This is a genomic window from Leptolyngbya sp. CALU 1928, assembly GCF_056784215.1.
Window position 1 is genome coordinate 729,633 of sequence record NZ_JBXBCE010000001.1, and the last position, 22,897, is coordinate 752,529.

Sequence of the window (22,897 nt, forward strand, 5' to 3'; positions counted from 1 at the left end):
TATTGATCTTTCGGAGTCTTTCATACTATGACTTTTTCCCAGGAGCCGCCTCAAGATCGCATCGTCCCCACAGATTTACGAAACGAGATGCAGCGGTCTTACCTGGAATACGCCATGAGCGTGATTGTCGGGCGAGCGCTCCCCGATGCCAGAGATGGGTTGAAGCCCGTCCACCGCCGCATTTTGTACGCGATGCATGAGTTGGGTTTGGCACCCGATCGCCCCTTTAGAAAATGCGCCCGTGTGGTGGGGGAAGTGCTAGGTAAATACCATCCCCACGGCGATACGGCGGTTTACGATGCCTTGGTGCGGATGGCGCAAGATTTTTCCATGCGATCGCCCCTGATTGATGGGCATGGTAACTTTGGTTCGATTGACAACGATCCACCTGCCGCCATGCGGTATACCGAGTGTCGCTTGCGCCCCCTGACGCGGGATTCACTGCTGCAAGACATCGAATCGGAAACGGTCGATTTTGGCGACAACTTTGATGGCTCTCAGCAAGAACCGCTGGTGTTGCCCTCTCGTATTCCTCAACTGTTGCTAAACGGGTCTTCTGGAATTGCCGTTGGGATGGCGACCAACATTCCACCCCACAACTTGGGAGAACTGATTGATGGGCTAGTTGCCCTGATTCACAACCCCGACATCACGGTGAAGGAGTTGATGCACTATATTCCTGGACCTGACTTTCCCACGGGCGGTCAAATCCTGGGTTTAACTGGCATTCGCGAAGCCTACAATACCGGACGCGGCTCCATCATCATGCGCGGGGTTGCCAGCATTGAAACGATCGAGCATCGCGGCAGACCCGATCGCGAAGCCATCATCATCACCGAGCTACCCTACCAAACCAACAAAGCCGCGCTGATTGAAAAAATCGCGGAAATGGTGAATGAGCGACGCTTAGAAGGCATTTCAGATATTCGGGATGAGAGCGATCGCGATGGAATGCGAATCGTGATTGAACTGCGGCGCGATGCCTATCCCCGCGTGGTCGTCAATAATCTCTACAAGCAAACGCCTCTCCAAACAAACTTTGGGGCAAACATGCTAGCGCTGGTGGATGCCTATCCGCAACTGCTCAGCCTCAAACATTTCCTCTCTGTTTTCCTAGATTTCCGCATCGTCACGATCACCCGTCGCACCCAATATCAACTGCGAAAAGCGGAAGAGCGAGATCACATCCTCCAAGGATTGCTGATTGCCCTGCTAAATCTAGATGCCATCATTAACCTGATTCGCGGTGCCGCTGATGCTCCCACTGCCCGGTTGGAACTCATTGAACGGTTTGGTCTGTCAGACGTGCAAGCGGATGCCATTTTGCAAATGCAACTGCGCCGTCTCACCGCCCTAGAAGCCGATAAGATTCAGCATGAACATGATGATCTGCAAACTCAAATTGCGGACTTGCGGGATATTTTGGCACGTCGAGAACGGATTCTAACGATCATTGAAACCGAATTGGCTGCTCTCAAAGCTGCCCACGCTACTCCTCGCCGCACGGTGATTGAGCAGTCGGAAGATGAGATTCTGGATGCGGATCTAATTGCCAATGAACGGGCGGTGATTTTGCTGACCGAGCAGGGCTACATTAAGCGGATGCCTGTCAGCACGTTTGAGTCCCAAAATCGGGCAACGCGGGGTAAGTCGGGCACCCGCATGAAAGATGATGATGGGGTGGAACAGTTCCTCGCCTGTCGCGATCACGATAGCATTCTGTTCTTTAGCGATCGCGGTGTGGTGTATTGCCTGCGCGCCTATCAGATTCCGGTTAGTTCTCGGACTGCCCGTGGCACCGCGATCGTGCAGCTATTGCCCATTCCTCACAACGAAAAAATCACCTCGATCATTCCCGTGAGTGAATTCAGCGAGGATGAATATTTGGTGATGCTGACGAATAAAGGCTACATCAAAAAAACGGCACTTTCGGCATTTAAGAATATTCGCGCCAATGGCTTGATTGCCATTTCTCTGGAAGAAGCCGATCTGCTGCGTTGGGTGCGCCGTGCCCGTGCTGAAGACACCATCTTAATTGGTTCGGAGTTCGGCAAATCGATTCACTTTCGGGCAAGCCACGACCAACTGCGTCCGCTGGGTCGCGCCACACGGGGCGTGAGAGCAATGGCACTGCGTCAGGGCGATAGTTTAGTGGGTCTAGATATTTTGCCCAGCGAGATTGTCGAAACTCTCGCGGCGGATCTGGAGTCTGATGGGGTTGGCGAGGAAGAGGTGACCAGCGATGACGCAACGGAAACCTTGGAAGCCCTGGAAACCGTAGCGCCTTCCGGTCCTTGGATTCTAACGGTCACTGCCTTTGGCTATGGTAAGCGGGTGCCTGTAAACCAGTTCCGCTTACAAAATCGGGCAGGCTTGGGCATTGTGGCGACGAAGTTCCGCAAACCTGGCGATCACATGGCATCGCTGCGAATCGTCCACGAAGGCGAAGAATTGATGCTGATCACCAGTCGCGGCATTATTATTCGTCAAGCGATCAACGCCATTTCGTGTCAATCTCGCGTTGCTTCTGGAGTTCGCCTGCAACGCTTGGACGAAGACGATGAGATTGTGGCAGTAGCGTTAGTGCCCGCTTCGGATGCAGAGGAAGATGCATTGCTAGATGGGGACATGAGCAGCGGGGAAGTAGAAACTGGTGAAGTGGTAAGCGGGGAAGCGGGAAGCGGGGAAGCGGCGATCGCAGATCCAATCTTAGAAAAAAGCAACACCATCGAATCATAATGCAAGGTAGTCAAATATCCATAGATTAAAGCCAGACTACCCGGATCGCCTGCGCCCTAGCTGTTTGTATTCGTTTTGACAGAAAATACAAGCTTGTTTTGCGATTGTATGCAGGATACAGTACGCAGATCTGAGGAACCTCATTATGACTGAAATGCAGAATAGCCTTGTTGTAGAGGAGGTTGAGGAAGCACAGACCAGAGAAGGAATCTCAGATCTGCTCTATAGCTTGAATGACAAACCTCCTGTCTCAGAATCGATTTTTGTGGCATTTCAGCATGTTCTAGCTGCTTTTGTTGGCATCATTACCCCTGCTCTAATCATCTGTAGTGGATTGGGCCTCGATCCAGTCAATACTAGCTACATCATCAGTATGTCGCTGTTTGCATCTGGAGTTTGCACCTTCATTCAATGCAAAAGAATTGGACCTGTAGGATCAGGATTGTTAAGTTTGCAAGGCACTAGCTTCGCATTCCTCGGACCAATCATGGGAGTTGGCGCGGTGGCACTGCAAGGAGGAAAAACACCTGAACAAGCACTGGCACTGATTTTTGGCGTTTCCTTCTTTGGCTCTTTTGTGGAAATTATTCTGAGTAGGTTCCTGCATCTGCTCAGTAAAATCATTACTCCGGTCGTATCTGGCACCGTCGTAATGATCATTGGATTAGGATTAATTAAGACTGGGATGATCAGCTTAGCGGGTGGGGCAGGGGCACTCGCGAAAAACGATGGCTCGTTTGCAAGCTGGCAAAATTTAGCACTTGGCGGCACTGTCCTCTTATTAGTGTCGGTGCTAACGTTATCCAAGAACCGCTTTCTGCGAATGGGCGCGATCGCCATTGGGTTAGCAGTCGGCTATGTAATTTCACTATTTCTGGGTATCGTCAACTTCAGTGCGCTGGGTAGCCTGCCCCTGTTTAGAATACCCATTCCATTTCGGTATGGCATGAGCTTTGATTGGGCTGCCTTTGCACCATTCATTCTTTTGTATGTGTTAACTGCCATTGAAACAGTGGGTGACCTAACGGCAACCTCAGCCGTATCGGGAGAACCCGTCAAAGGATCGCTCTATGTTCGCCGCATTAAAGGGGGAGTCTTGGGAGACGGAGTCAACTCGCTAATTGCAGCAGTTCTGAATACATTTCCAAACACAACCTTTAGCCAAAACAACGGCGTAATCCAAATGACAGGGGTTGCAAGTCGGCATATTGGCTTTTATGTGGCGGGGATTCTTGCCATCCTAGGATTATTACCGGTTGTTGGCGGTGTCTTTCAAGCGTTGCCTCAGCCTGTTTTAGGGGGTGCGACCTTGGTTATGTTTGGCTCGATCGCAGTGGCTGGATTAAACATCATCTCATCCGCAGGCATGGATCGGCGATCGGTGATAATCGTAGCAGTTTCCCTCAGCATGGGTTTAGGGGTTATTTATGTGCCTGAGTTGTTCGCGAACAAAGATCCTTTGATCAAAAACCTCTTTGGTTCGGCAATCTCAACAGGCGGATTAACCGCAATTTTGCTTAGCTGGCTTCTACCCAACACTTCAAAGCCTACATCTGAGCCAACTGCTGAATCGAGTGAGCTAATCGCTGAAAATCAATAGAAATAGGATTAATAATCTCCTACTGTGCAGCGACTTTACCCGCATCCCGCCCTTTTCTCCTTTCCATGGGAGAGAAGGGCATGGGAGTGGGAATCTTCAGAATTCATAGTCTGATTCAGCAATGCTCTAATTTATTCAGCCAAAATCAAATTTATTCCTTTCATATATTTGTTGTGTAATCTTTCTGATGTAATCTGATTGCACAAATGTGATGACACAAATGGTGTCAGGCGATCGCTAGGAAAATACGGTCATGACGGCAACCAGTTCATATCAATTTTGGGACTTGCTGAGCGGGGTATTTAGCCTGAGCTTAGAAGCCTTTCAAGAGATTGCCTCCTTACAGAGAGGAATATTGCCATCGGTGCTAGTGGTGATATTCGCCGGATTATCTTTGGCGATCGGGCAAAGTATTGTGCTCTTCATCAATCGGGTTAAGCCGATTCGCTTTGTCTTTAGTCTCTTGCTCAATGCCATTCTATTTACCTTGGGCTTCTTGTTTCTGGCGTTTAGCACCTGGTTGATTTGTCTATTGCCCTCGTCGGTGCAGGTTTCCTTCAGAACGCTGATCAAAGTATTTGGGTTCAGCTATGCGCCCCAATTATTCAGCTTTTTAGGTGCATTGCCCTATGCAGGGCTGCCAATCTTAAATGTCTTGTCGGTGTGGCGATTGCTGGCAGCAGTGGTGGGCTTTGAAGCCGCCGCTGGAGTAGATGGTGCAACGGCATTTGGCTATGTTGCCGTTGGCTGGGTGGCGCTGCAATTTTTGGAAGGCAGCATTGGACAACCGATCGCTCGATTGGGTCAAAGGCTTTCCGATCGCGTGGCAGGTGTGGAACTGGTAGAGAATCGATCCGAACTACGCGATCGAGTGCAGGCAGGGCGTGTGGCGGCTCCCATCGTGACTGACACTCAAACCACTGCACCGGAAATGAATCAGTTGATTCAAGCCTCGGAGCGATCCGATCCAGAAGCCGCCCAAGCTGTGGCTCAAGCGGTCGTTAACAACGCAGGCAATACCACTGCTGCTACTATCGCTCAGCGGGCAGATCTCTCTAATCCACTGGTGCAGCTTAAGCAAAAAAACAACGGCATTCCCCAGCAGATCAAGCTGCTGGTCGGGTTATTGGCAATGATTGTCGTGTTTGTGGTGATCGCCCTACTGCTACGCCCGATTCGAGAAAATTTATTTGGCTGGCACAGTAGCTTGCCCAAGCTATTCAAATTTGTCTTTGATTTAATTTGGATTGGGGTCGTTGCGATCGTCTTTGCGGCAATTCTGGCTCCGTTGGAAACTTTAGGCTGGTGGGCTGGCTGGTATGGGGACGATCTGGATACGAGCCAAACTGTGACTGTAGATGATGCGATCGCATCGCCGATGTCTGCAATCAATCCCGTATCCCGCTATGTCGTTTACCTCGACGGCGTTGGACAATCGGGCGAAGCATACACACCCGATATCGTGGATTTTCTGAATGCATTCGAGCCAGTCCTACCCAACAACATGGAACTGGTGCAGGGATTGATGATGTATTCCGTCTTGAATCAACCCTTAGATCAAGATCGCCCCTTAGCCTTTGTCTGGAGACTGGCGGACAAAATGCGATGGAGTAACCCAGCGGCAATTTTGGGGTTAATGCTCAACGTGCGAAATATGTTCATCGTGGCAGTTTCAGCCGATAAACGCTATGGTCCAATCTACAACCAGGGCATTGCTCAGGTCCTTTATGATGGGCTAACCAAGCGCGGCTATCAACCCGGAAGCGGCATCCCGATTACGCTGATTGGCTATAGCGGTGGTGGTCAAATGTCCGTTGCGTCTGCACCTTACCTAAAACGAGCAACGGGCGCACCGATCGACGCAATTTCCCTAGGCGGGGTAATGAGCGCCAACAATAATCTCCTCAAGCTAGAGCATCTCTACCACTTAGTGGGAGACAAAGATTTTGTTGAGCGAGCGGGTCCAGTACTCTTCCCCGGTCGCCGTAAGTGGTTTTTCCTATCTTACTGGAATCGGGCAATGCGGCGCGGTAAAATCACGGTGCTGTCGATGAAGGGCGTAGGACACCAAGTTCCGGGTGGCTACATGGACCCCATAACAAAACTGCCTGATGAACGCACCATTTTGCAAACTACGATTGAACTGATCCTGCAAATTCTGCGGGGCGAAGTGCTGCTAGCAGATAAAACCATTCCTCAGAAAGCCAGCAATTATTCGGTTTATCAACAGTTAGCCTTTCTTCATTCTGACTATTACCCGCTTGATCAGACGGTAGATCTAACCTTATACCAACCGAGTAATCCGTGGATGGGGCGGCTGATCCTGCCTAAGCCAGAAGAACGTGACTACGTGCAAGGTTCGCTGTTTGAGGTGCATCATGCGCCAGCAGAGCATCAGTCATTCATTGGGCAGGTGGTAAATCTGCGCTGGGCAGATCGCCCAATTCTCAAAAAACTGGTGATGGCAGTGACAAAGGATGTTCACTTTAGCGCCGATGCTGAATATGGCAGCAAGTTTGGTGGATCAGTCAATCCCGATCGCCTCAATCACTGGCGACAGGTCGATCCCTTAGAGTCTCTAGCGGGTTCTCGTCCCGTTGATGACATGATGGTGATGCTCAATTATCCGGTTGATGTTGAGCAGATGGAGAGGCGTAGGGCTGATGAGTGGATCGGTGAAAAACAACCGGTCAGCCTCTACATTCGTAGTCTGCCTACAGAAATTACGGGGCGTTACTACGCAGTGGTTCAGTTTTTGGCACCTGTGACTGGGGAACAGTATCGAGTTGTGCATTTCAACCGATCTTCTCGTCAGTTTGATGGTGTGCAAGAAGTCGTTTCGGTGCCCCAAGTTTTGATGGCACCCGAATATGGCAGCTATCCTTCAACGACTCGCGACATTGAACGATCGCCCTTAAACGAAGCGGGTTGGTATATCTACGGAGCGAAAAATGCAGCAGGCGTATTTGTAGTGCAGTCTTTGGCTCCTCGATCATTGTTTCGCTTGCAGCCGCAGGAGGTTGTTTTTGGCTCGAAAGCGGGCTACCGCTATATTCGCAAACGCGCTTGGGCAGAGGTTGAGGCGCAAAAGGGCAAGATTTCGTCGGTGTTGTGTGCCCCAAAATCGAATGGATCATCGGGCACCATTCAATCGGCGATCGCTGATTGGCAAGAAGGCGATCGCGCTCTGCTGATCCATAACTATGGTGGGATTGGCGGCATTCAAAAAGAACCTGCCGCTGCCACCCCAATTTTCTTTGGGCATTTCGCCTATGGCATGGCTAAAGTGGTGCGCGACCCGCTGACGGATGAACTGCGCTTTGAGATTCTCTATCACCAGGTCTATTGCCAAAACACCGATGGTCTGATTGCGGGAACAATCCACTGGTCGCGCTACATGGGCGATCGCCAAATGGGTTGGGCAGGCACCCGCCCTACCTGCGACCTTCTGGTGAAGCTAGATGCATTTACCAAAGACTACGACGTGAATGGCGAGATCAACAGCCCCTTAGATTTAATGATGCGCCAGTTGCAAGTGATGACTTCTCGCTATCGGATTGGGGATGGCACGGGCGCTACGTTTGTTGGTCTTGCCAACAACTGCACCCAAGACTCGAACCAAGCATTGTTTGCCAGCATTCAACAAACCACTAAGGCATTCCAAGCAAACCCCGAACTGCTGCGATCGCTGAGAGAAAACCCTGAACAAGCCCAACGATTGCAGGTACTTCAGCAGTTGGGGGAGGGTCTTGAGTCGGAGCTTCAGCCCTTAGGCGGTCCTCGTTCTGATTGGGCAAAGAACGAGTTTAACTTAGGCAGCACAATGGAAGATAACCCACTGCAAAACATAAAGACGGGTTTGGGAAGCTGGCGCACCATCCTGCCGCGTCTTGCCAGCGACACGGTTGTTCGCATTTTCTTGAAGCAGGGTGCTAGCGTTTGGGTGCTTCGGACTAGCCAGATTGGGGGTCACGATCCAAATATCGCCCCGATCGCACCCATGACGCTTTAATAACCCGACTTGCCTTTAACAATCAACCACCATCATCATCATGGGCAAATCGGTTGTAGAGGTAGTCGAGAATATAGTTCCGTAGCTTGTAGAATTCAGGATCTTCCATAATCCGATCGCGATCTCGCGGTCTTGGAAACGGAATATCAACAATTTCTCCAATCTTTGCCGCCGGACCATTGGTCATCATCACTAAGCGATCGCAGAGGAACAACGCCTCATCAATGTCGTGGGTAATCATCAATACGGTGCAGCGATGATCATTCCAGATCTTTAGCAACTCAATCTGCAATTCCTCTTTGGTAATCGCATCTAAGGCACCAAACGGTTCATCCAGAATCAACACTTCAGGGCGAATGGACAAAGCGCGGGCGATCGACACTCGTTGGCGCATTCCACCCGACAGTTGCCCTGGTTGCTTATCGGCAGCTTCAGTCAGCCCAACCATTGCCAGATGATCCTGAACAATCTGCTTCTTCTCAGCGTCAGATTTGTTGGAATAGACCGAATCCACAGCCAGATACACATTTTCGTAAGCAGTCAGCCAGGGCAACAGGGCATAGCCTTGAAAGACCATCATGCGATCGGGTCCCGGCTCAGTGATCCGCTTACCCTGCAACGTCACGAGTCCCTCGGTGGGCTGCGAGAACCCAGCCACCATATTCAACAAGGTGGATTTACCACAGCCCGAATGACCAATCACGCAGACAAACTCGCCTTCTTGAACTTGTAGATTAACTCCTTCAAGCACCACATAGCTGCCCGTGGGAGTTGGATAGACCTTGGAAACATTATCAATGACGAGAAACGGTTCTTGGCTAGATTGGGGATTGTGAGTGGTTTGTGCCGGTAGAGTTTGCATCGTTCCTTCCGTTATTAAAAAAGATGAATGATTTTTATGCGGTCGTGAGGGAATGGGTTAAGGGCACTTCTGCCATGTAGATGTCGTGCTTGATCTCTAAGTTATTGAGATAAGAGATCGGGTCATCTGCATTGAATGTCGTACCGTCAAATAGCTGAATTGGACCTCGACTATAGGTGATGTCAGTCAAGCCCAACTCCCGTGCCGCCGTACTAAAGGCACTAACCCGACACACGCGCTCTAGAATCTCAACCCAATTGCGGGGAAAGGGAACATCACCCCAACGTGCCATTTGCGTCATCGTCCAGAGATGCTCTGTCCGGCTAGGACGGTTGATACCCTGACCATAGAATTGATGATGCGCGTATTCCTTGGGTGAAGGACGAAGACTACAGATCTGGGAATTGGGGTCACCAAGATGAATATATTGCAGGTCAGTACTCAGGTATTCGCGACGGGCAAGAATTTGGCGAATTTCTTCATGATTTGCCTCATCGGTACAATATCGACAAGCTTCTAACAATGCCTTCACGAGTGCTATGTGGGTGTTAGGGTATGCCAAAGCCCACTCCTCTCGAACTCCCAGCACTTTTCCAGGATGTCCTTCCCACACTTCCAAATCAGTCGCGATCGTGTAGCCAATGCCCTCAACGGCTGCTCGGACATTCCAGGGTTCGCCGACACAAAAACCATCAATGTTGCCCGCTTGCAGGTTGGCGATCATTTGGGCGGGAGGAATTGTATCGAGTTGGACATCGTGGTCTGGGTCAATGCCCCCGGCTGCCAACCAATAGCGCAATAATAAATTATGCATAGAGGCTGGATGAACCATCCCAAACACATGCTGTTTCGATTGCGTGTCGAGCAACATTCGCTTCAGGTCTGGGAGAGTATGAATTCCCTGGTCATAGAAGCGTTTGTCGAGGGTGACGGCATTCCCGTTCCGAGTTAGGGTCAATGCACTAACCGTGGGTAGATATCGCCCATCCATTCCTCCCAAGGTTAGCCAGATTGGCATCCCAGAGGGCATTTGGGCAGCATCTAGATAATTCCCTGCAAGCCCATCTTGAATGCCACGCCAACTGGATTCGCGAACTAAGTGGACTTCATCTAAGCCATGATGGGCAAAGAAGCCTTTCTCTTGGGCAACGGCGAGGGGCGCACAAGCGGTCAGGGGCACAAAACCAATTTCTAAGTTGACTTTTTCTAAACCATGACGGGCAATAGCTGGTTTTTTGCGCGCCCGCATTTGTTTGATTCGCTTTTGCTGATTGAGGAAATAGATGATTTCACTCCGCATGGAGTAATAGCTGGGATGATTGATCACTTCCAAGCGCTTGCGGGGGCGAGGAATATCGACCTCTAGGATTTGCCCGATTTTAGATTCAGGGCCATTGGTCAACATGACCACGCGATCGCTGAGTAACAACGCCTCATCGACATCGTGAGTCACCATCACCGCTGTCACCTTGCTTTCATCGCAAATTTGCATCAGGCGTTCTTGCAAATTGCCGCGTGTCAACGCATCCAGTGCGCCAAAGGGTTCATCGAGCAACAGTAGTTTGGGACGGATTGCCAAAGCACGGGCGATCGCCACTCGCTGTTTCATGCCGCCCGACAATTGACCCGGTGGTTTATCAGCAGCATGTTGTAAGCCCACCAAATTAATGTGATGTTCGATCACTTCGCGGCGTTCCGAAACCGGTAAATGAGATAGCACTTCATCCACGGCTAGGGCAATGTTTTCTCGCACCGTCAACCAGGGCAGCAGCGAGTAGTTTTGAAACACGACCATTTTGTCGGGACCCGGTTGGCGAACCGTCTCACCATCCAGCAGAACCACGCCCTCGGTAGGCAAATCTAACCCGGCAATGATGTTTAACAGCGTTGATTTGCCACAGCCAGAGTGACCAATCAGTGAAACAAATTCACCCTCACGGATGTTTAGATCAATTCCTTTCAACGCGATATAGCGATCGCCATTGGCTAAGGAAAACGCTTTTTTGATATTTTCAACAGCAACAAAGGAGGTCATAGGAAATAGGGGATAGGTTTCAGGGGTCAGGTGTTAGGGACTGTCGAGGGGCAAGTAGCGAGGGGCGAATTCAAAATATCTCCTACGGAGACGCTGCGCGAACAAAACTCAAAACTTTCGCCGCACTTCGCACTTCGTCATTCGTTCTATCGTTGTTCTTCTGGCAAAATCGCTGTTTGTAACCACGCTAAGGACTTATCGAGGATCAGTCCCACCATGCCGATGTAAAACAGGGACAAAATAATTTCACTCACCTGACCATTTTGATAAGAATTCCAGATGAAGGAGCCAATGCCAACTACGCCTGACATGACAATTTCAGCAGCAATAATGGCGAGCCATGCCAGACCGATCGAGATTCGCAATCCGGTAAAAATGTAGGGCAACGATGCCGGAAAGAGGACCTTGAAGAAATACTTTTTCTGCGATAGCTGCAACACACGCGCCACGTTGTTGTAATCCTGAGGAATCTGGCGAACCCCCACAGATGTGTTGATTAGGATGGGCCAGACCGCCGTAATGAAGATGACGAACAGAGCGGCAGGCTGGTTTTGCTGTAGTGCTGCCAGTGCAATCGGCACCCATGCTAGAGGTGGCACTGTTCGCAGCAGTTGAAAAATTGGATCAAGAGCTTTAGATAGGGTGTCGTTGAGTCCGACCAAAACCCCGACACTGATGCCAATGATCGCCGCAAACGTATAGCCAATCGCCACCCGCTGCAAACTAGCAGCCACCTGCCAGAATAATCCCTTATCCGTACCGCCTCTGTCATAAAAGGGATAGAGGATCAACATCCAGGTATCTTGCACGACCTTAATTGGACCAGGCAATACTGCACCTGGAAGCAATGAGAAAAGTTGCCAAAGGGTGAGAAAGATGATGATCGCGATCGTGGGTGGGATTAAATCTTTGAGTCGTTCTTTTATTTTCCAACGTTCAATGAAGGAAGGATCAAAGGTTGTTTTAGTGGTATTGGGAGCGATCGTCATGAGTCTATGCCTTCAGGTTGAGTAGTATGTCAACAATGTTTAAACAGAAGCAGCTTTTCTTGACTCGAAAAGCTGCAAAACTGTCAGATTCTAAGCTTTCTTAATCTTTAAGCTGTTCAGGTAAGCTTGGGGATTTTCGGGATCAAACTTAGCGCCGTCAAAGAATGTTTCAACCCCGCGAGAGGTGCTAGTTGGGATATCCGCCGCCGCAATACCGAGTTCCTTCGCTGCCTCCCGCCAAAGGTCTTCTCGGTTCACTTGTTTGATTAAGTCTTTCGCTTTAGTCAGCGTATCTTTCGGCAAAAAGCCCCAACGCACACTTTCAGTCAGGAACCACAAATCATGGCTCTGGTAAGGATAGGAGACACTGCCTTTCTCATCCTTCCAATACAGTACTGCCAGTGATTTATCATCCACCGATCGCTCACCCAAGTTATATTTGCCCATCAGTGGTTCAAGTAAGACCTTCTCTGGCACCCCAAAGTATTCGCGCTTAGCCAGAATGCTTGCTAGCTCCTGGCGATTGTCGAAGTTATCACACCACTGTTGGGCTTCCATGACTGCTTTGAGGACTGCTTTGGTCGCCTTGGGATGCTTATCTACCCAATCTTTGCGAATTGCCAAATATTCTTCGGGGTGATTCTTCCAAATCTCCGCTGTAAGGGTTGCGACGAAGCCAATCTTATCAGACACAATCCGGTTGGGCCAGGGATCGCCCGTGCTGAAGGCATCCATTGCGTTTGCTTTCATATCGGCAACCGTTTGAGCCGTTGGAACTGTTAACAATTCAACTTCTTTGTCGGGATCAATGCCATTTCCAGCGAGCCAATAGCGAATCCAAAATTCTTGGTTTGCTTTGGGAAAAGTGTATGCCGCTTTGAATTTCCCTCCCTCTGACTTCAATTTGTCAAAGAAGGCAACTTGTTCGGACATTTTAGTCGATAAGCCTTTACCCAGATGCTTGTTGGCGACCGCAATCCCATTTCCTTGGGTATTCAACTGCGCCAACACATACATCGGCACTTTGGTTTTGTCGGTGATGATGCCTTCCGAAATCAGATAAGGCATTGGCATTTGCCACTGTCCGCCGTCAATGCCGCCACCAGCCGACCCAATTTTCACATTGTCTCGTGCGGCTCCCCAATTTGCCTGTTTGTCAATCTGAACATCAGGCAACCCATGCTTAGCGAAAAATCCTTTCTCCTTAGCAACAATCAGAGGTGCCGCTTCCACAATCGGCAGATAACCCAGCTTAACCGTTTTCACTTCCGGCATCATTTCCGGTTTGATGTCTGTAACTGGGCTGGCAACTGGCGAACTTTGACTAGAAGTGGTTGCATCTGGTGGATTGCCCAAACAGCCCTTTAGTAATACAGTCCCAGACGATGCCGCAGCGATCGTGATGAACCGACGACGAGAAACCCTTGAAAAAATAGACATTCTATCTCCTAATATCCCAACGTAGGTTGTTAAAAATGTGCGATGGACAAATGTAGTTGTCTTGCGACAAAACATCGGGTTCAAATACCCTCACGAGATGGCTCAGATCGCCTAGTCCTCAATCACGAAAAGAGGGAAATATCTGACTTTTATCTGATCTCTTAAAGAGCATTGAAGCTATCAATTCGCTTCATCGAAAAAAGTCTATCTATTTTTGAGTAAAGATAACTAAAAATCTATCTTGAAAATACTTTAGCGGCACACGGCGCAAAAAACAATTGGAAAATGTATAGAAAGTTACTATGACAAAGCTAAAGATTTACCTATGTTTGGTTTCTCAGGACTTCTCAAGGTTGTTGAGTTGCGATCGCGCCTCAATTCATTCCGTTTGGATGACACCTAGGGGAAAACCCAAGCAGATTTAACCGCGATTCCCGTAGGGATCGTTTCACGAATCGCCGATTCTATTGATAGACTGAGGAAGCCTTTTTTATTGGAAACTACGTTTTATGCAAAAGCGTCTTGTGTATGACAGCACTCATGTGATGCGCCGTGCCGATGAACTGATTGGAGCAGCCTCTAATCGCTATCGGATTACGGTTCAGGTTGCCAATCGTGCTAAAAGACGACGCTTTGAAGATTTTGACAATAATGAAGACCCTTCCATGAAGCCAGTGCTGCGAGCAATTATGGAAATGTCGGATGAATTAACCCAGCCTGAAATCATTGGCGAATAAGGGATTCTCTCGAATTAAAAGTTAAAAGCTGACGATTGAGGTTGACTGACTATGCTAAAACGCTTTCATCGTTTGGCCACGATCGCCGTCGGTTCAATGGTCGCAATCGGATTGGCGCTAGCGAGTGGAGACGGGTTTGCAGGATGGCAGCCCTCATCTGCCGCGATCGCGCAATCAATCGTTCGCTCAGAAGGCGTATGGCGAACTGTTTACGAACAGATTCCCGACTTTCCGCGAGAAAACCAATACATCAGCAAAGAAACAGGCAAGGTCGCTCCGGAAAACACCTTAGTGAGTCGGCTGATTCGCTACCATCTCTACGTCAAAGGGCGACCTCCTATCTATCGCTTGGATTGGAAGATTACCCTTGCTGAGTATCTAGGTTTGACCGGAGCGCTGGAGACGAGCGACTATCCTGGGGCTAACAAACTGAAAAAAAATCCTGCTGAAGGAGATGTAGCAGCCATTCGCCAGCTAAACCGCGCCCAGCGAGATGCCCTCGTACAAGCCTTAGTCAATGGATTTTCTCCCCAATCCGCGCGATCGCCCCTTTCCAACTAGCTTCTTTTTTCTCTCTTCTCTCTTCTCTCTTCTTTTTTCTCTCTTAACCTCCATGGCTCGACTGCTCAAAACTGGCGTTGGCTGGCGAATTGGTTGGGATGCAGAAGCCGCTACCTTTCAAGGCTTGGTGGGTGCAGAAGACTGGGCAATAGAGCTAACGAATGCTGAACTCGAAGAGTTTGCTCGATTGCTCAATCAACTGGTTAGGGCGATCGCCCACATGCAATCCGAGTTAATGGATGAAGAAGCGATCGCCTGTGAAGTAGAGGGCGATTTGATTTGGCTAGAAGCAAATGGTTATCCCCATAGCTACAGCCTGCATTTAATGCTGTTAACCGGGCGACGGGGCGAAGGACATTGGGCTGCCGAGGTAGTGCCCGAACTGATCCAAGCGGTGCGATCGCTGAAAGTTTTTTAAGCTAGCAGCGTTGAGAGATTTAGAAATATCTAAACCTTCATTTAGAGAAAATACTCAGGTTTGGTTAGCAACAACTCAATGTGGGGCAGTCTAACAAAAGATTGTTCTAGCTTCGCAGCAGAAGCATTGCCAAATCTAAGTATTACTAAATTTCAGGGGTCTACCATCATGCCAAAAGCAACCACCAATGCAGATACCTTTCTCAAAAGACGCGTCTTAGCTGCCAATGATTTGCCAGATGCCGATAAGATTTTCATGGAAAAGGGCAAAACCTTTAGCGTCACTGAATTCAGCCCCGATCGCAACCAACATATTCGCCTGATGTTGGCATCTCCCCTCACGGCAAAAGACGGTCAGACAAAGATCCAGGAAGTCTATGTTTACGACCCTCACATTACCATCGAAGGGGAAGACGCTAAGCAAGTGATCAAACTGGATGTTCCTTACTGCTCTCAGCTAAACAACGACCCCACAGTCTTTGGACCCGGCTGGCGGCAGTGCAACACCACCAGCAACACGATGCTGGCAAATTATTTGCTCAAAGGAGAGGTCTCCAAACAAGCGAAGCAACAAGGGTTTCCTGAGCCAGAGTCGGTTTACATGCGCCTGGTCAACAAGTATGGCGATACCATTGACCACGAAGCTCAAACTAAGGCATTGAAAGACCTCGGCATCGAATCCTATTTCACCTATACGCTGTCTGGAAAAGATGTGTTGCTATCCCTGAAAGCGGGTATTCCAGTCGTGGTTGGGTTCGCCTACAAAGGGTCGGGGCATATCTGTGTCATTGTCGGGCATGATCCCATCAACAAGGCTTGGCTTGTCCACGACCCCTATGGCACCCGCTATGGATCTAGCGACTCCTATGATGTGGGCTTTGGCGGCAAATACGATGCCTATACTTACGGCACCATGCAAAAGATTTTTTGGGATCAAGGCAGTGAAGCGGGTTGGGGAAGAGTGGTTACAAGTATCAAAGGGAAGCCTACTGGTTTGCCAATGGGACTGTAATAAAGTGCTGAGTGCTGAGTACTCAGCACTCAACTAGAAAAGCGAGTAGTCTCTAAACCCAGAGTTAGGTAGCTTGAGCTATTGATCGGGTTCTGAGCCAACTTCTACCCATCTGCATCAAGAAGCAACCTGTTAATGAGATGACTGCGATCGCCAAGCCAAATATTTAACATTCGATCAGTAGGATTAACTCCGGTGCCGCATCAGTAATGTCTCCACTAGAGATTGTGCTGTTTTCAATCGATTAGGATCATTCGACTGTGCAACCCAATCCGCTAAATCATTCAGCGAACCATTGACCAGGTGAGCAAAACCCTCTGCATCGATCGTGTTTAGCTCACCCTCAGTGACCGCAATCTGAATAGACTCACGCAGCAAAGCAAAGCCATACTGATCCATTTCAGCCAAGTCATCTGCTGCCAAAACCGCTGGAGCCTCAACGAAAACTAACCGTCGCAGTTCCTCTTGGTGAGCGACTTCGAGAAATGCCTGACAGCCGACGATAAGCTGTTGCCAATTGGTGTCTAAGGGCTGAATTTTAGTTTGGATGTAGTCTGTGATCTCACCATAGGCTTCAACGATGACCGCCTTAAACACGCCCAACTTATCGTTGAATTGGTGATACAAGGCTCCCCGCGTAATCCCTAATTCGCTGATGATTTCCTCGGTGCCCGTAGCGGCATACCCCTTTGTGGCAAATAGGTGCCGCGCTTGATCCAGAATAGCGCGACGAGTGCGACGAGTTTGTTCCGCTTTGGTCAACTTTGCAGGCATGGTGAATAACTCAACTTTAACATTCAGACAGTATGTATCTTGACAAGAGGAAGGCTCTCTCGCTACCTTAAGATACATACAGATTGTATCTTAAGGTGGGGGACTTCCTCCAAGGGGTTTTATGTTAGCCATTCTCAGCACTCGCAAAGCAACCACTGCTGATATTCCATTCCTCGCCCAGATTGAGTACGAAGCTTCGTTGCCGCCATTCGATCACTGCTTTTGGGAAGATCTATTAGAGGGGACTGGAACGACTGCCTTGCAATTTATCGAGGCAGAACTGAGGACAGAGGCTTCTAACTGGGGCAACGTTGAAGATTTTCTGATCTTGGAGGCTGAAGGGAAGCCCGTTGCTGCCGCAGCAGGCTATGTACCCGATACAGAAGACTACTGCCCGTTGCGCCTTTCCCGTCTTGAGGCGATCGCCCAGGAATTAAACTGGTCTACCGAAACTTTAAGCGTCTTTTGCGATCGCTATCTGACACTGTGGGGAGGGGATGTGCAACCGTTTTTCCTTACACCCCAGGCAACCTGGATCATTGAAAATGTTGCCGTATTGCCAGAAGCGCGAGGGCAAGGCTTTGGCAAAGCGTTACTTCGAGCGTTGCTAGAGGAGGGGCGATCGCAGCAGCATGAATTTGCTGGAATTATGGTGATCAACGGCAATGATGTCGCTCGCCATACCTATGAGTCCATTGGATTTAAGCCCTATCAAACCTTCCACGCCGATTACTTCTCGGAACAATTCAATATCGAGTTTCCGGGAGTGACCAAGTTTGGTCTGCGCCTCAATGAACGGGAGAAAACTAATGTCCTTTAAAACCATTCTGGTCGCTGGTGCGAGTCGCGGTATTGGACTGGCGGTTGCAGACCATTTGATAGACCAGTGCGATCGCCTATTGGCAGTGTCTCGGACAGCGCCTCCGGTCGGTGAATGGGTACAGGCAGATTTGTCTAACCTGGTCGGTGTAGAAACGACCGTAAATGCGATTGGAGATGATTGCTTAGATGCTTTGTTATACATGGGTGGAACTTGGGAAACCCATGCGTTTACCAGTCAATACAGCTTTGAAGAGTGTTCTGATGAGGACATTGTTCGTGTGATTGCTGTCAATCTGGTCGCGCCCATTCGATTGGTAAAAGCGTTACTGCCTGCCCTGCGGCGATCGGATAATCCCAAAATCATTTTTATGGGGGCGCTTTCCGGTCGAGATAATTTCCCAGGAAGAGAGGTTGCCAATAGTGCATCGAAGTTTGGACTGCGGGGAGTGGTGCATTCTTTACGGGAAGAACTGCGATCGCAGCAAATTGGGGTAACGGTGATCAACCCTGGCAATGTTGGCACACCCGAAGTTTTGGCAGATCTTGCGGCAGCCAATATGACGGATGGTGCAGCCATTCCTCTCAGCGATCTGCTTTCCATCATTAACTGTATTCTCTCTTTGTCACGAGCTACTTGTATTAAAGAGATTGATGTACCTGCAATGCTAGGCGAGGGAGCTTAAACTTATGGCACTGTCGATTAGTTGTGGCGATTATTAAACGAGTTGCTAGTTGCCAGCTACCTGACACTGCGTCGGTGCGACAGAAAAGCTCTCTGTGAGAGTTCAAGGGTATCTGTCGCTGCACAACTTCACCATTCGTTCCGCTTCGACGATCGCATCATAAGTAGTTTCTACCGCTTCTGGCGCAACTGAAATGGATGTGATGCCCCAGCGAATCAGGTCGGGAATCAGTTCTGGGTAACGCACAGGCGCTTCTCCACAAATGGAGCAAGGAATGTTATTTTCCTGTGCTTGCTGAATCAGTTGGGCGATCGCTCGTTTTACCGCCGGATGCCTTTCATCAATTGTTGCGCCTGTTTGAGGTTGATTGCGATCAAGATCAAAGAGAAGCTGAGTTAGATCATTGGTGCCTAAAGAAATGCCTTGGACTCCAGCTTTGACGTAATCGGGCAGAAGAAACAACACAGAAGGCACTTCTGCCATAATCCAAAGCTGAAAAGCAGGATGCTGAGTCAGTCCAGCTTGTTCCACGCGATCGCGGCAAAATTCAAACTCTTCCACCGTCCGCACAAAGGGCAGGATTAAACATAGATTGGTTGCCCCCGCCTGTTGCATTTGCGCGAGTGCTGCCAGTTCTAAATCAAACAAAGCAGGATCGGCTTGATAGCTTCGAGTTCCACCCAGACCCCGTTCCGGCGTAGAACGGGTACTGGTAGATGCTAAAGGACGAAACTCTTGAGGGCGCAAATCGAGAGACCGATAAAAAACAGGGCGTGGGTTGATTGCTTGGGCGAGGGGAAGCAGGCTTTTTGTGAAACCAGCAATCAACTCAGCGCTCGTGTGGTGCTGAAGCCAGGTAGTGGGATGCTCTGTTCCTAAAATTGAGGGTGCCAAAAGTTCTGCTCGAATCAAGCCAATTCCGTCAATCGGCAGTGCCATCAACGGCTCTAATTGATCTAAGTGACTCAGGTTTACCATCAGTTGAGTGGCGATCGCAGGATGATCTATTTCAAACTGTTCAGATGATAGTGGGCTAGCTGTTGGATGGGTGAATGAGTCGGGATGAGCTTTGAGAGCCTGCGGAACCCGATAGACCTGACCGAGATCGCCATCTACCCACAGGAAATCTCCAGGCTGAATCGTCTCCGTTGCATGGGGTGCCCCAACCACCGCCGGAATCCCCAAACCTCTTGCCACAATTGCGCTGTGGCTGGTTAAGCTACCCTGCTCCATCACAATGGCAGCAGCATTTTGCAAGAGTGGCAACCACTCCAGCGGCAGGGTTGTGGTCACAAGGATAGAGCCTGTCGGCAACTCTGAAGGCAGGTCATTTTCCACCTGCAAGATCCAAGCAGGCGCGATCGCGTGCCCTGGTGAAGCCGCCGTTCCCGATGCTACGAGTATCGCTTCTGATAATCCTTCTGGCATCCGCGCTTGAGTAGATTGGCGATCGCGCATTGCCGCCACAGGCAGAACTTTAACGGTTGACGGCAAGGGCGCACTGAGCGGAATCACCTGAGTAAACTCCAGAGTGGGCGTTCCATTTTGGGAATGCAACACCCACTCAAGCTCAATGGGCGACCGCACTTCTGCCAACACCTGCTGCCCTAATTTGGCGAGATCCATGATCTGTGCTTCCTCTAAAGCAAAGTTTTCCTGCTGAGCAGCATTCAGAATCTGGATTTGCAGGGGTTGGGAATTGGAAGTCGGCGCGATCGCTCGATAGGCAATCGTTCTAAACCCTAACTTTTTTCTAGTAATAATTTTCTCTAGGGCTTGAACTTGATAGGTGTCAGGAATCACTTCTCCACGGGCGATCGCCATTCCCAACCCCAGGGTTGCCTGAATTTCCACCTGGTCATTCACTAAACGCAACGTTCCAGCCGCGATCGCTGCTGGTAGTGGCTGGATCAAAGTAGACAATTTCACCTGGTGCAGCGGAATCCCCAAGCGCTGCCAATAAAATAGGCTTTTAGCCCCAAAGAAATCTGCCCACAGGTGTTGGATTGCCTGTTCCAGCGCTGCGTTTTCTAATCCACAGATCTGACTGGTCAACAACCCAGAGGTTCTTAACAATGGCTCTAGTTCTGCTTTAGCTAGATGGGAACGCTGGATGCCTGCCACCCCTAAGGAAGGACGCACAATCAACATTGCCGGGTGCCAATCAGCCGTGATTTCTGCCAATGACTGCTTTACCTCAGTCGGCACTGGAGTCGCCAAAATTGCGCGGCGCAAATGTTGAGCGATCGCCTGCAACTGCTGCCAATCCTCGATATTCAACCGCAGCGACGAGTTCGGGATATCTTCAAACAGCGGATCAGACCAGTCTACCTGTGCCAAAAACGCCTGGAAAACGGTTGCAGGAATCACGACTCCCGGCACAACAGGATGCCCTTTTTGCAGGAGTTGCCCTAAATAAAACGCTTTTTGCCCCACAAGCACCATCTGATCCGGTTGAATTTGATCAAGCCGATACAGCGTATTCACAAGATAAAAAAGTTACACATCCTTTGATGGTATAGCAGGTGTCAGGGGTCAGAGAGTAGGTTTCAGGGGTCAGGGGTCAGGGAACAGGGGTTTCCATACTCGACCACGACCTAATTCCTGGAACCCGAAACCTAATTCCTGGAACCCGAAACCTGTTCTTTTTGCGTCTCCCACGGGCACTCTGAAGGCGGATGGTTCATTCAACGGAACGACATGAATCCAGCTTGGAAGTTGAATAAGCTATTGGGGCTATTTCTAGAGTCGCCTTGTCCTCTTTGTCAGCGATCGCAGGCTCAAGCCTTATGTGTTTCTTGCCAGCGACAAGTTCAGCGGTGTCGGTGTGAATCGATGGATGCGGGTCAAGTGGAACCATTGCCAGTTTTTGCTTGGGGTCAATATAATGGCGCATTGAAGCGGGCGATCGCGGCGCTGAAATATGAAGGAAACCCTCATCTGGCAGAGATTTTGGGAGCCTGGATGGCGGAATCATGGAGATCGGCGAATCCATCGTCAAATGTAATCATTGTGCCGATTCCCATGCATCCCAGCAAGAAACGACAGCGGGGGTTTAATCAGGCAGAATTGCTGGCACACCACTTTTGCCATATTACCCAGCTACCGATCGCGGTTAATGGATTGAACCGCGATCGCGCTACAGAAGCCCAGTTCAAACTATCCAGTGCAGAACGGGAGCAAAACTTATCGGAAGCGTTCAGTGTCGGCAAACCCTTTTTGCAAAAGCCGCCTTCTCGCCCGGTGTGGCTGCTGGATGACATTTACACAACCGGAGCAACCGCTGTCTCCGCAGCACAAACCTTGAGACGACACGGAATCCGGGTTCAAGGAATCATTGTCTTAGCGCGAACAGAGGCAGGGGGAAAAAGTGCGAAGCGTGAAGGGAAGTTTTGAGTTTTAAGTCTTGAGTTTTGAATTCATGCTTCGCTACTCGCTATATTTCCTAGGTCAATGCTAGGCAAACGTCATTCCCCATTTCCCCTTGTCATGGAGGTATTCAACCCGTTTTCTAGGGCAAAACGGACGAGTTCGGTGCGGCTGTTGGTGCCTGTTTTGACGAAGAGGCGGCTGACGTATTTTTCGACATTGCGGACGCTGGTTTCCAGACGACGAGCAATTTCTTTATTCATTAAGCCATCCACTACTAAGTCTAAGACGCTTTGTTCGCGGGGGGTGAAATCAAGCTTGACGGGGCTGGACGACTGGACGATCGCGCCCCGTTGAGTCAACATACTTTTAATATCAGCAATTTGCCGCGCCAAGTCAGCAATATTGTGACCTTCATCATCACTGGTTGCAACCCGTGCGGCGGATTGTTTCAGCAAATTAGTGACGATCGCCACCAACTCATCAGGATCAAACGGCTTTGGCAGATAGGCATCACAGCCTGCGGTATATCCTTGAATGCGATCGCTGGTCATTCCCCGTGCCGTCAAAAAAACCACAGGCAACCCCTTAAACTGAGGCTCTTCTCGCAACTGCTTTAGAAACTGATAGCCGTCTACTTGGGGCATCATGATATCGGTAATGACCAAATCGGGCAGCTTTTGCCGTGCTAGCTCCAGCCCCTCCCGCGCATTACTGGCAACATCCACCGTAAACCCACTATCTTCCAAGTACGCTTGCACCGCTTCGCGCAACCCTGGTTCATCATCCACCAACAACAGTTGACCTGCCATTCAATTCTGTTTCTCCTACCCGCGTTTGCTCTA

The 22,897-nt window shown here is 49.7% G+C and carries 17 protein-coding genes; 10 read left to right on the forward strand and 7 right to left on the reverse strand.

Annotation, left to right across the window (positions count from 1 at the left end; translation table 11 throughout):
* Positions 1-27 precede the first annotated feature (27 nt).
* The 3 genes from gyrA (at position 28) to AC1S5B_RS03240 (ending at position 8,351) form a co-directional block, all read left to right on the forward strand.
* Positions 28-2,739, forward strand: coding sequence for a DNA topoisomerase (ATP-hydrolyzing) subunit A (gene gyrA, locus AC1S5B_RS03230; RefSeq protein WP_482034285.1), 2,712 nt, complete (start codon positions 28-30; stop codon positions 2,737-2,739).
* A 145-nt stretch (positions 2,740-2,884) separates the two neighbouring features.
* Positions 2,885-4,339, forward strand: a complete 1,455-nt coding sequence (locus AC1S5B_RS03235; protein ID WP_482034286.1) for a uracil-xanthine permease family protein — start codon at positions 2,885-2,887, stop codon at positions 4,337-4,339.
* Between the two features lie 253 nt (positions 4,340-4,592).
* Positions 4,593-8,351 (forward strand): Yip1 family protein, encoded by a 3,759-nt coding sequence (locus AC1S5B_RS03240; RefSeq protein ID WP_482034287.1) that lies wholly within the window; start codon positions 4,593-4,595, stop codon positions 8,349-8,351.
* A 22-nt stretch (positions 8,352-8,373) separates the two neighbouring features.
* Here the strand turns inward: AC1S5B_RS03240 and AC1S5B_RS03245 are convergent, their stop codons facing one another.
* From AC1S5B_RS03245 to AC1S5B_RS03260, 4 genes are all read right to left on the reverse strand, one after another.
* Entirely contained in the window at positions 8,374-9,213 is an 840-nt protein-coding gene (locus AC1S5B_RS03245; RefSeq protein WP_482034288.1) for a nitrate ABC transporter ATP-binding protein, read from the reverse strand.
* A gap of 34 nt (positions 9,214-9,247) precedes the next feature.
* A complete protein-coding gene (locus AC1S5B_RS03250; RefSeq protein ID WP_482034289.1) occupies positions 9,248-11,248 on the reverse strand; it encodes an ABC transporter ATP-binding/substrate-binding protein in 2,001 nt (666 codons plus the stop codon).
* A gap of 146 nt (positions 11,249-11,394) precedes the next feature.
* Positions 11,395-12,237, reverse strand: a complete 843-nt coding sequence (gene ntrB, locus AC1S5B_RS03255) for a nitrate ABC transporter permease (RefSeq protein ID WP_482034290.1) — start codon at positions 12,235-12,237, stop codon at positions 11,395-11,397.
* A gap of 90 nt (positions 12,238-12,327) precedes the next feature.
* The gene (locus tag AC1S5B_RS03260) at positions 12,328-13,677 is read right to left on the reverse strand and encodes a CmpA/NrtA family ABC transporter substrate-binding protein (RefSeq protein WP_482034291.1); all 1,350 of its coding nucleotides are present in this window, start codon (positions 13,675-13,677) and stop codon (positions 12,328-12,330) included.
* A 509-nt stretch (positions 13,678-14,186) separates the two neighbouring features.
* Between AC1S5B_RS03260 and AC1S5B_RS03265 the strand changes: the two genes are divergently transcribed.
* From AC1S5B_RS03265 to AC1S5B_RS03280, 4 genes are all read left to right on the forward strand, one after another.
* Positions 14,187-14,414 carry a DNA-directed RNA polymerase subunit omega gene (locus AC1S5B_RS03265; protein ID WP_482034292.1) on the forward strand — a complete coding sequence of 76 codons (228 nt, stop codon included), beginning with the start codon at positions 14,187-14,189 and terminating at the stop codon, positions 14,412-14,414.
* 51 nt (positions 14,415-14,465) lie between these two features.
* Positions 14,466-14,975, forward strand: coding sequence for a hypothetical protein (locus AC1S5B_RS03270; protein ID WP_482034293.1), 510 nt, complete (start codon positions 14,466-14,468; stop codon positions 14,973-14,975).
* A 52-nt stretch (positions 14,976-15,027) separates the two neighbouring features.
* On the forward strand, positions 15,028-15,393 hold the full coding sequence (locus tag AC1S5B_RS03275; protein ID WP_482034294.1) for a DUF1818 family protein: 366 nt from the start codon (positions 15,028-15,030) through the stop codon (positions 15,391-15,393).
* A 168-nt stretch (positions 15,394-15,561) separates the two neighbouring features.
* On the forward strand, positions 15,562-16,404 hold the full coding sequence (locus AC1S5B_RS03280) for a C39 family peptidase (protein ID WP_482034295.1): 843 nt from the start codon (positions 15,562-15,564) through the stop codon (positions 16,402-16,404).
* A 186-nt stretch (positions 16,405-16,590) separates the two neighbouring features.
* Here the strand turns inward: AC1S5B_RS03280 and AC1S5B_RS03285 are convergent, their stop codons facing one another.
* A complete protein-coding gene (locus AC1S5B_RS03285) occupies positions 16,591-17,178 on the reverse strand; it encodes a TetR/AcrR family transcriptional regulator (protein ID WP_482034296.1) in 588 nt (195 codons plus the stop codon).
* 121 nt (positions 17,179-17,299) lie between these two features.
* Here AC1S5B_RS03285 and AC1S5B_RS03290 point away from each other — a divergent pair, with 121 nt between their 5' ends.
* Together AC1S5B_RS03290 and AC1S5B_RS03295 are read left to right on the forward strand one after the other, a co-directional pair.
* Complete coding sequence (locus AC1S5B_RS03290) at positions 17,300-17,998, forward strand: GNAT family N-acetyltransferase (RefSeq protein WP_482034297.1); 699 nt, start codon at positions 17,300-17,302, stop codon at positions 17,996-17,998.
* On the forward strand, positions 17,988-18,683 hold the full coding sequence (locus AC1S5B_RS03295) for an SDR family NAD(P)-dependent oxidoreductase (RefSeq protein ID WP_482034298.1): 696 nt from the start codon (positions 17,988-17,990) through the stop codon (positions 18,681-18,683). Before AC1S5B_RS03290 ends, AC1S5B_RS03295 begins: the two co-directional genes overlap by 11 nt.
* Before the next feature lie 102 nt (positions 18,684-18,785).
* On the opposite strand, the gene AC1S5B_RS03300 is transcribed toward AC1S5B_RS03295, so the two are convergent.
* Positions 18,786-21,170 (reverse strand): putative PEP-binding protein, encoded by a 2,385-nt coding sequence (locus AC1S5B_RS03300; RefSeq protein ID WP_482034299.1) that lies wholly within the window; start codon positions 21,168-21,170, stop codon positions 18,786-18,788.
* A gap of 213 nt (positions 21,171-21,383) precedes the next feature.
* Between AC1S5B_RS03300 and AC1S5B_RS03305 the strand changes: the two genes are divergently transcribed.
* A complete protein-coding gene (locus AC1S5B_RS03305; RefSeq protein WP_482034300.1) occupies positions 21,384-22,079 on the forward strand; it encodes a ComF family protein in 696 nt (231 codons plus the stop codon).
* 71 nt (positions 22,080-22,150) lie between these two features.
* Here AC1S5B_RS03305 and AC1S5B_RS03310 read toward each other — a convergent pair whose 3' ends face one another.
* Positions 22,151-22,864, reverse strand: coding sequence for a response regulator (locus AC1S5B_RS03310; RefSeq protein WP_482034301.1), 714 nt, complete (start codon positions 22,862-22,864; stop codon positions 22,151-22,153).
* Positions 22,865-22,897: the final 33 nt, after the last annotated feature.

What these genes read in the sequence shown, in the direction of transcription:
- gyrA (WP_482034285.1), top strand. Translation starts at nt 28, where the DNA reads ATGACTTTTTCCCAGGAGCCGCCTCAAGATCGCATCGTCCCCACAGAT.
- AC1S5B_RS03235 (WP_482034286.1), top strand. Translation starts at nt 2,885, where the DNA reads ATGACTGAAATGCAGAATAGCCTTGTTGTAGAGGAGGTTGAGGAAGCA.
- AC1S5B_RS03240 (WP_482034287.1), top strand. Translation starts at nt 4,593, where the DNA reads ATGACGGCAACCAGTTCATATCAATTTTGGGACTTGCTGAGCGGGGTA.
- AC1S5B_RS03245 (WP_482034288.1), bottom strand. Translation starts at nt 9,213, where the DNA reads ATGCAAACTCTACCGGCACAAACCACTCACAATCCCCAATCTAGCCAA.
- AC1S5B_RS03250 (WP_482034289.1), bottom strand. Translation starts at nt 11,248, where the DNA reads ATGACCTCCTTTGTTGCTGTTGAAAATATCAAAAAAGCGTTTTCCTTA.
- ntrB (WP_482034290.1), bottom strand. Translation starts at nt 12,237, where the DNA reads ATGACGATCGCTCCCAATACCACTAAAACAACCTTTGATCCTTCCTTC.
- AC1S5B_RS03260 (WP_482034291.1), bottom strand. Translation starts at nt 13,677, where the DNA reads ATGTCTATTTTTTCAAGGGTTTCTCGTCGTCGGTTCATCACGATCGCT.
- AC1S5B_RS03265 (WP_482034292.1), top strand. Translation starts at nt 14,187, where the DNA reads ATGCAAAAGCGTCTTGTGTATGACAGCACTCATGTGATGCGCCGTGCC.
- AC1S5B_RS03270 (WP_482034293.1), top strand. Translation starts at nt 14,466, where the DNA reads ATGCTAAAACGCTTTCATCGTTTGGCCACGATCGCCGTCGGTTCAATG.
- AC1S5B_RS03275 (WP_482034294.1), top strand. Translation starts at nt 15,028, where the DNA reads ATGGCTCGACTGCTCAAAACTGGCGTTGGCTGGCGAATTGGTTGGGAT.
- AC1S5B_RS03280 (WP_482034295.1), top strand. Translation starts at nt 15,562, where the DNA reads ATGCCAAAAGCAACCACCAATGCAGATACCTTTCTCAAAAGACGCGTC.
- AC1S5B_RS03285 (WP_482034296.1), bottom strand. Translation starts at nt 17,178, where the DNA reads ATGCCTGCAAAGTTGACCAAAGCGGAACAAACTCGTCGCACTCGTCGC.
- AC1S5B_RS03290 (WP_482034297.1), top strand. Translation starts at nt 17,300, where the DNA reads ATGTTAGCCATTCTCAGCACTCGCAAAGCAACCACTGCTGATATTCCA.
- AC1S5B_RS03295 (WP_482034298.1), top strand. Translation starts at nt 17,988, where the DNA reads ATGTCCTTTAAAACCATTCTGGTCGCTGGTGCGAGTCGCGGTATTGGA.
- AC1S5B_RS03305 (WP_482034300.1), top strand. Translation starts at nt 21,384, where the DNA reads ATGAATCCAGCTTGGAAGTTGAATAAGCTATTGGGGCTATTTCTAGAG.
- AC1S5B_RS03310 (WP_482034301.1), bottom strand. Translation starts at nt 22,864, where the DNA reads ATGGCAGGTCAACTGTTGTTGGTGGATGATGAACCAGGGTTGCGCGAA.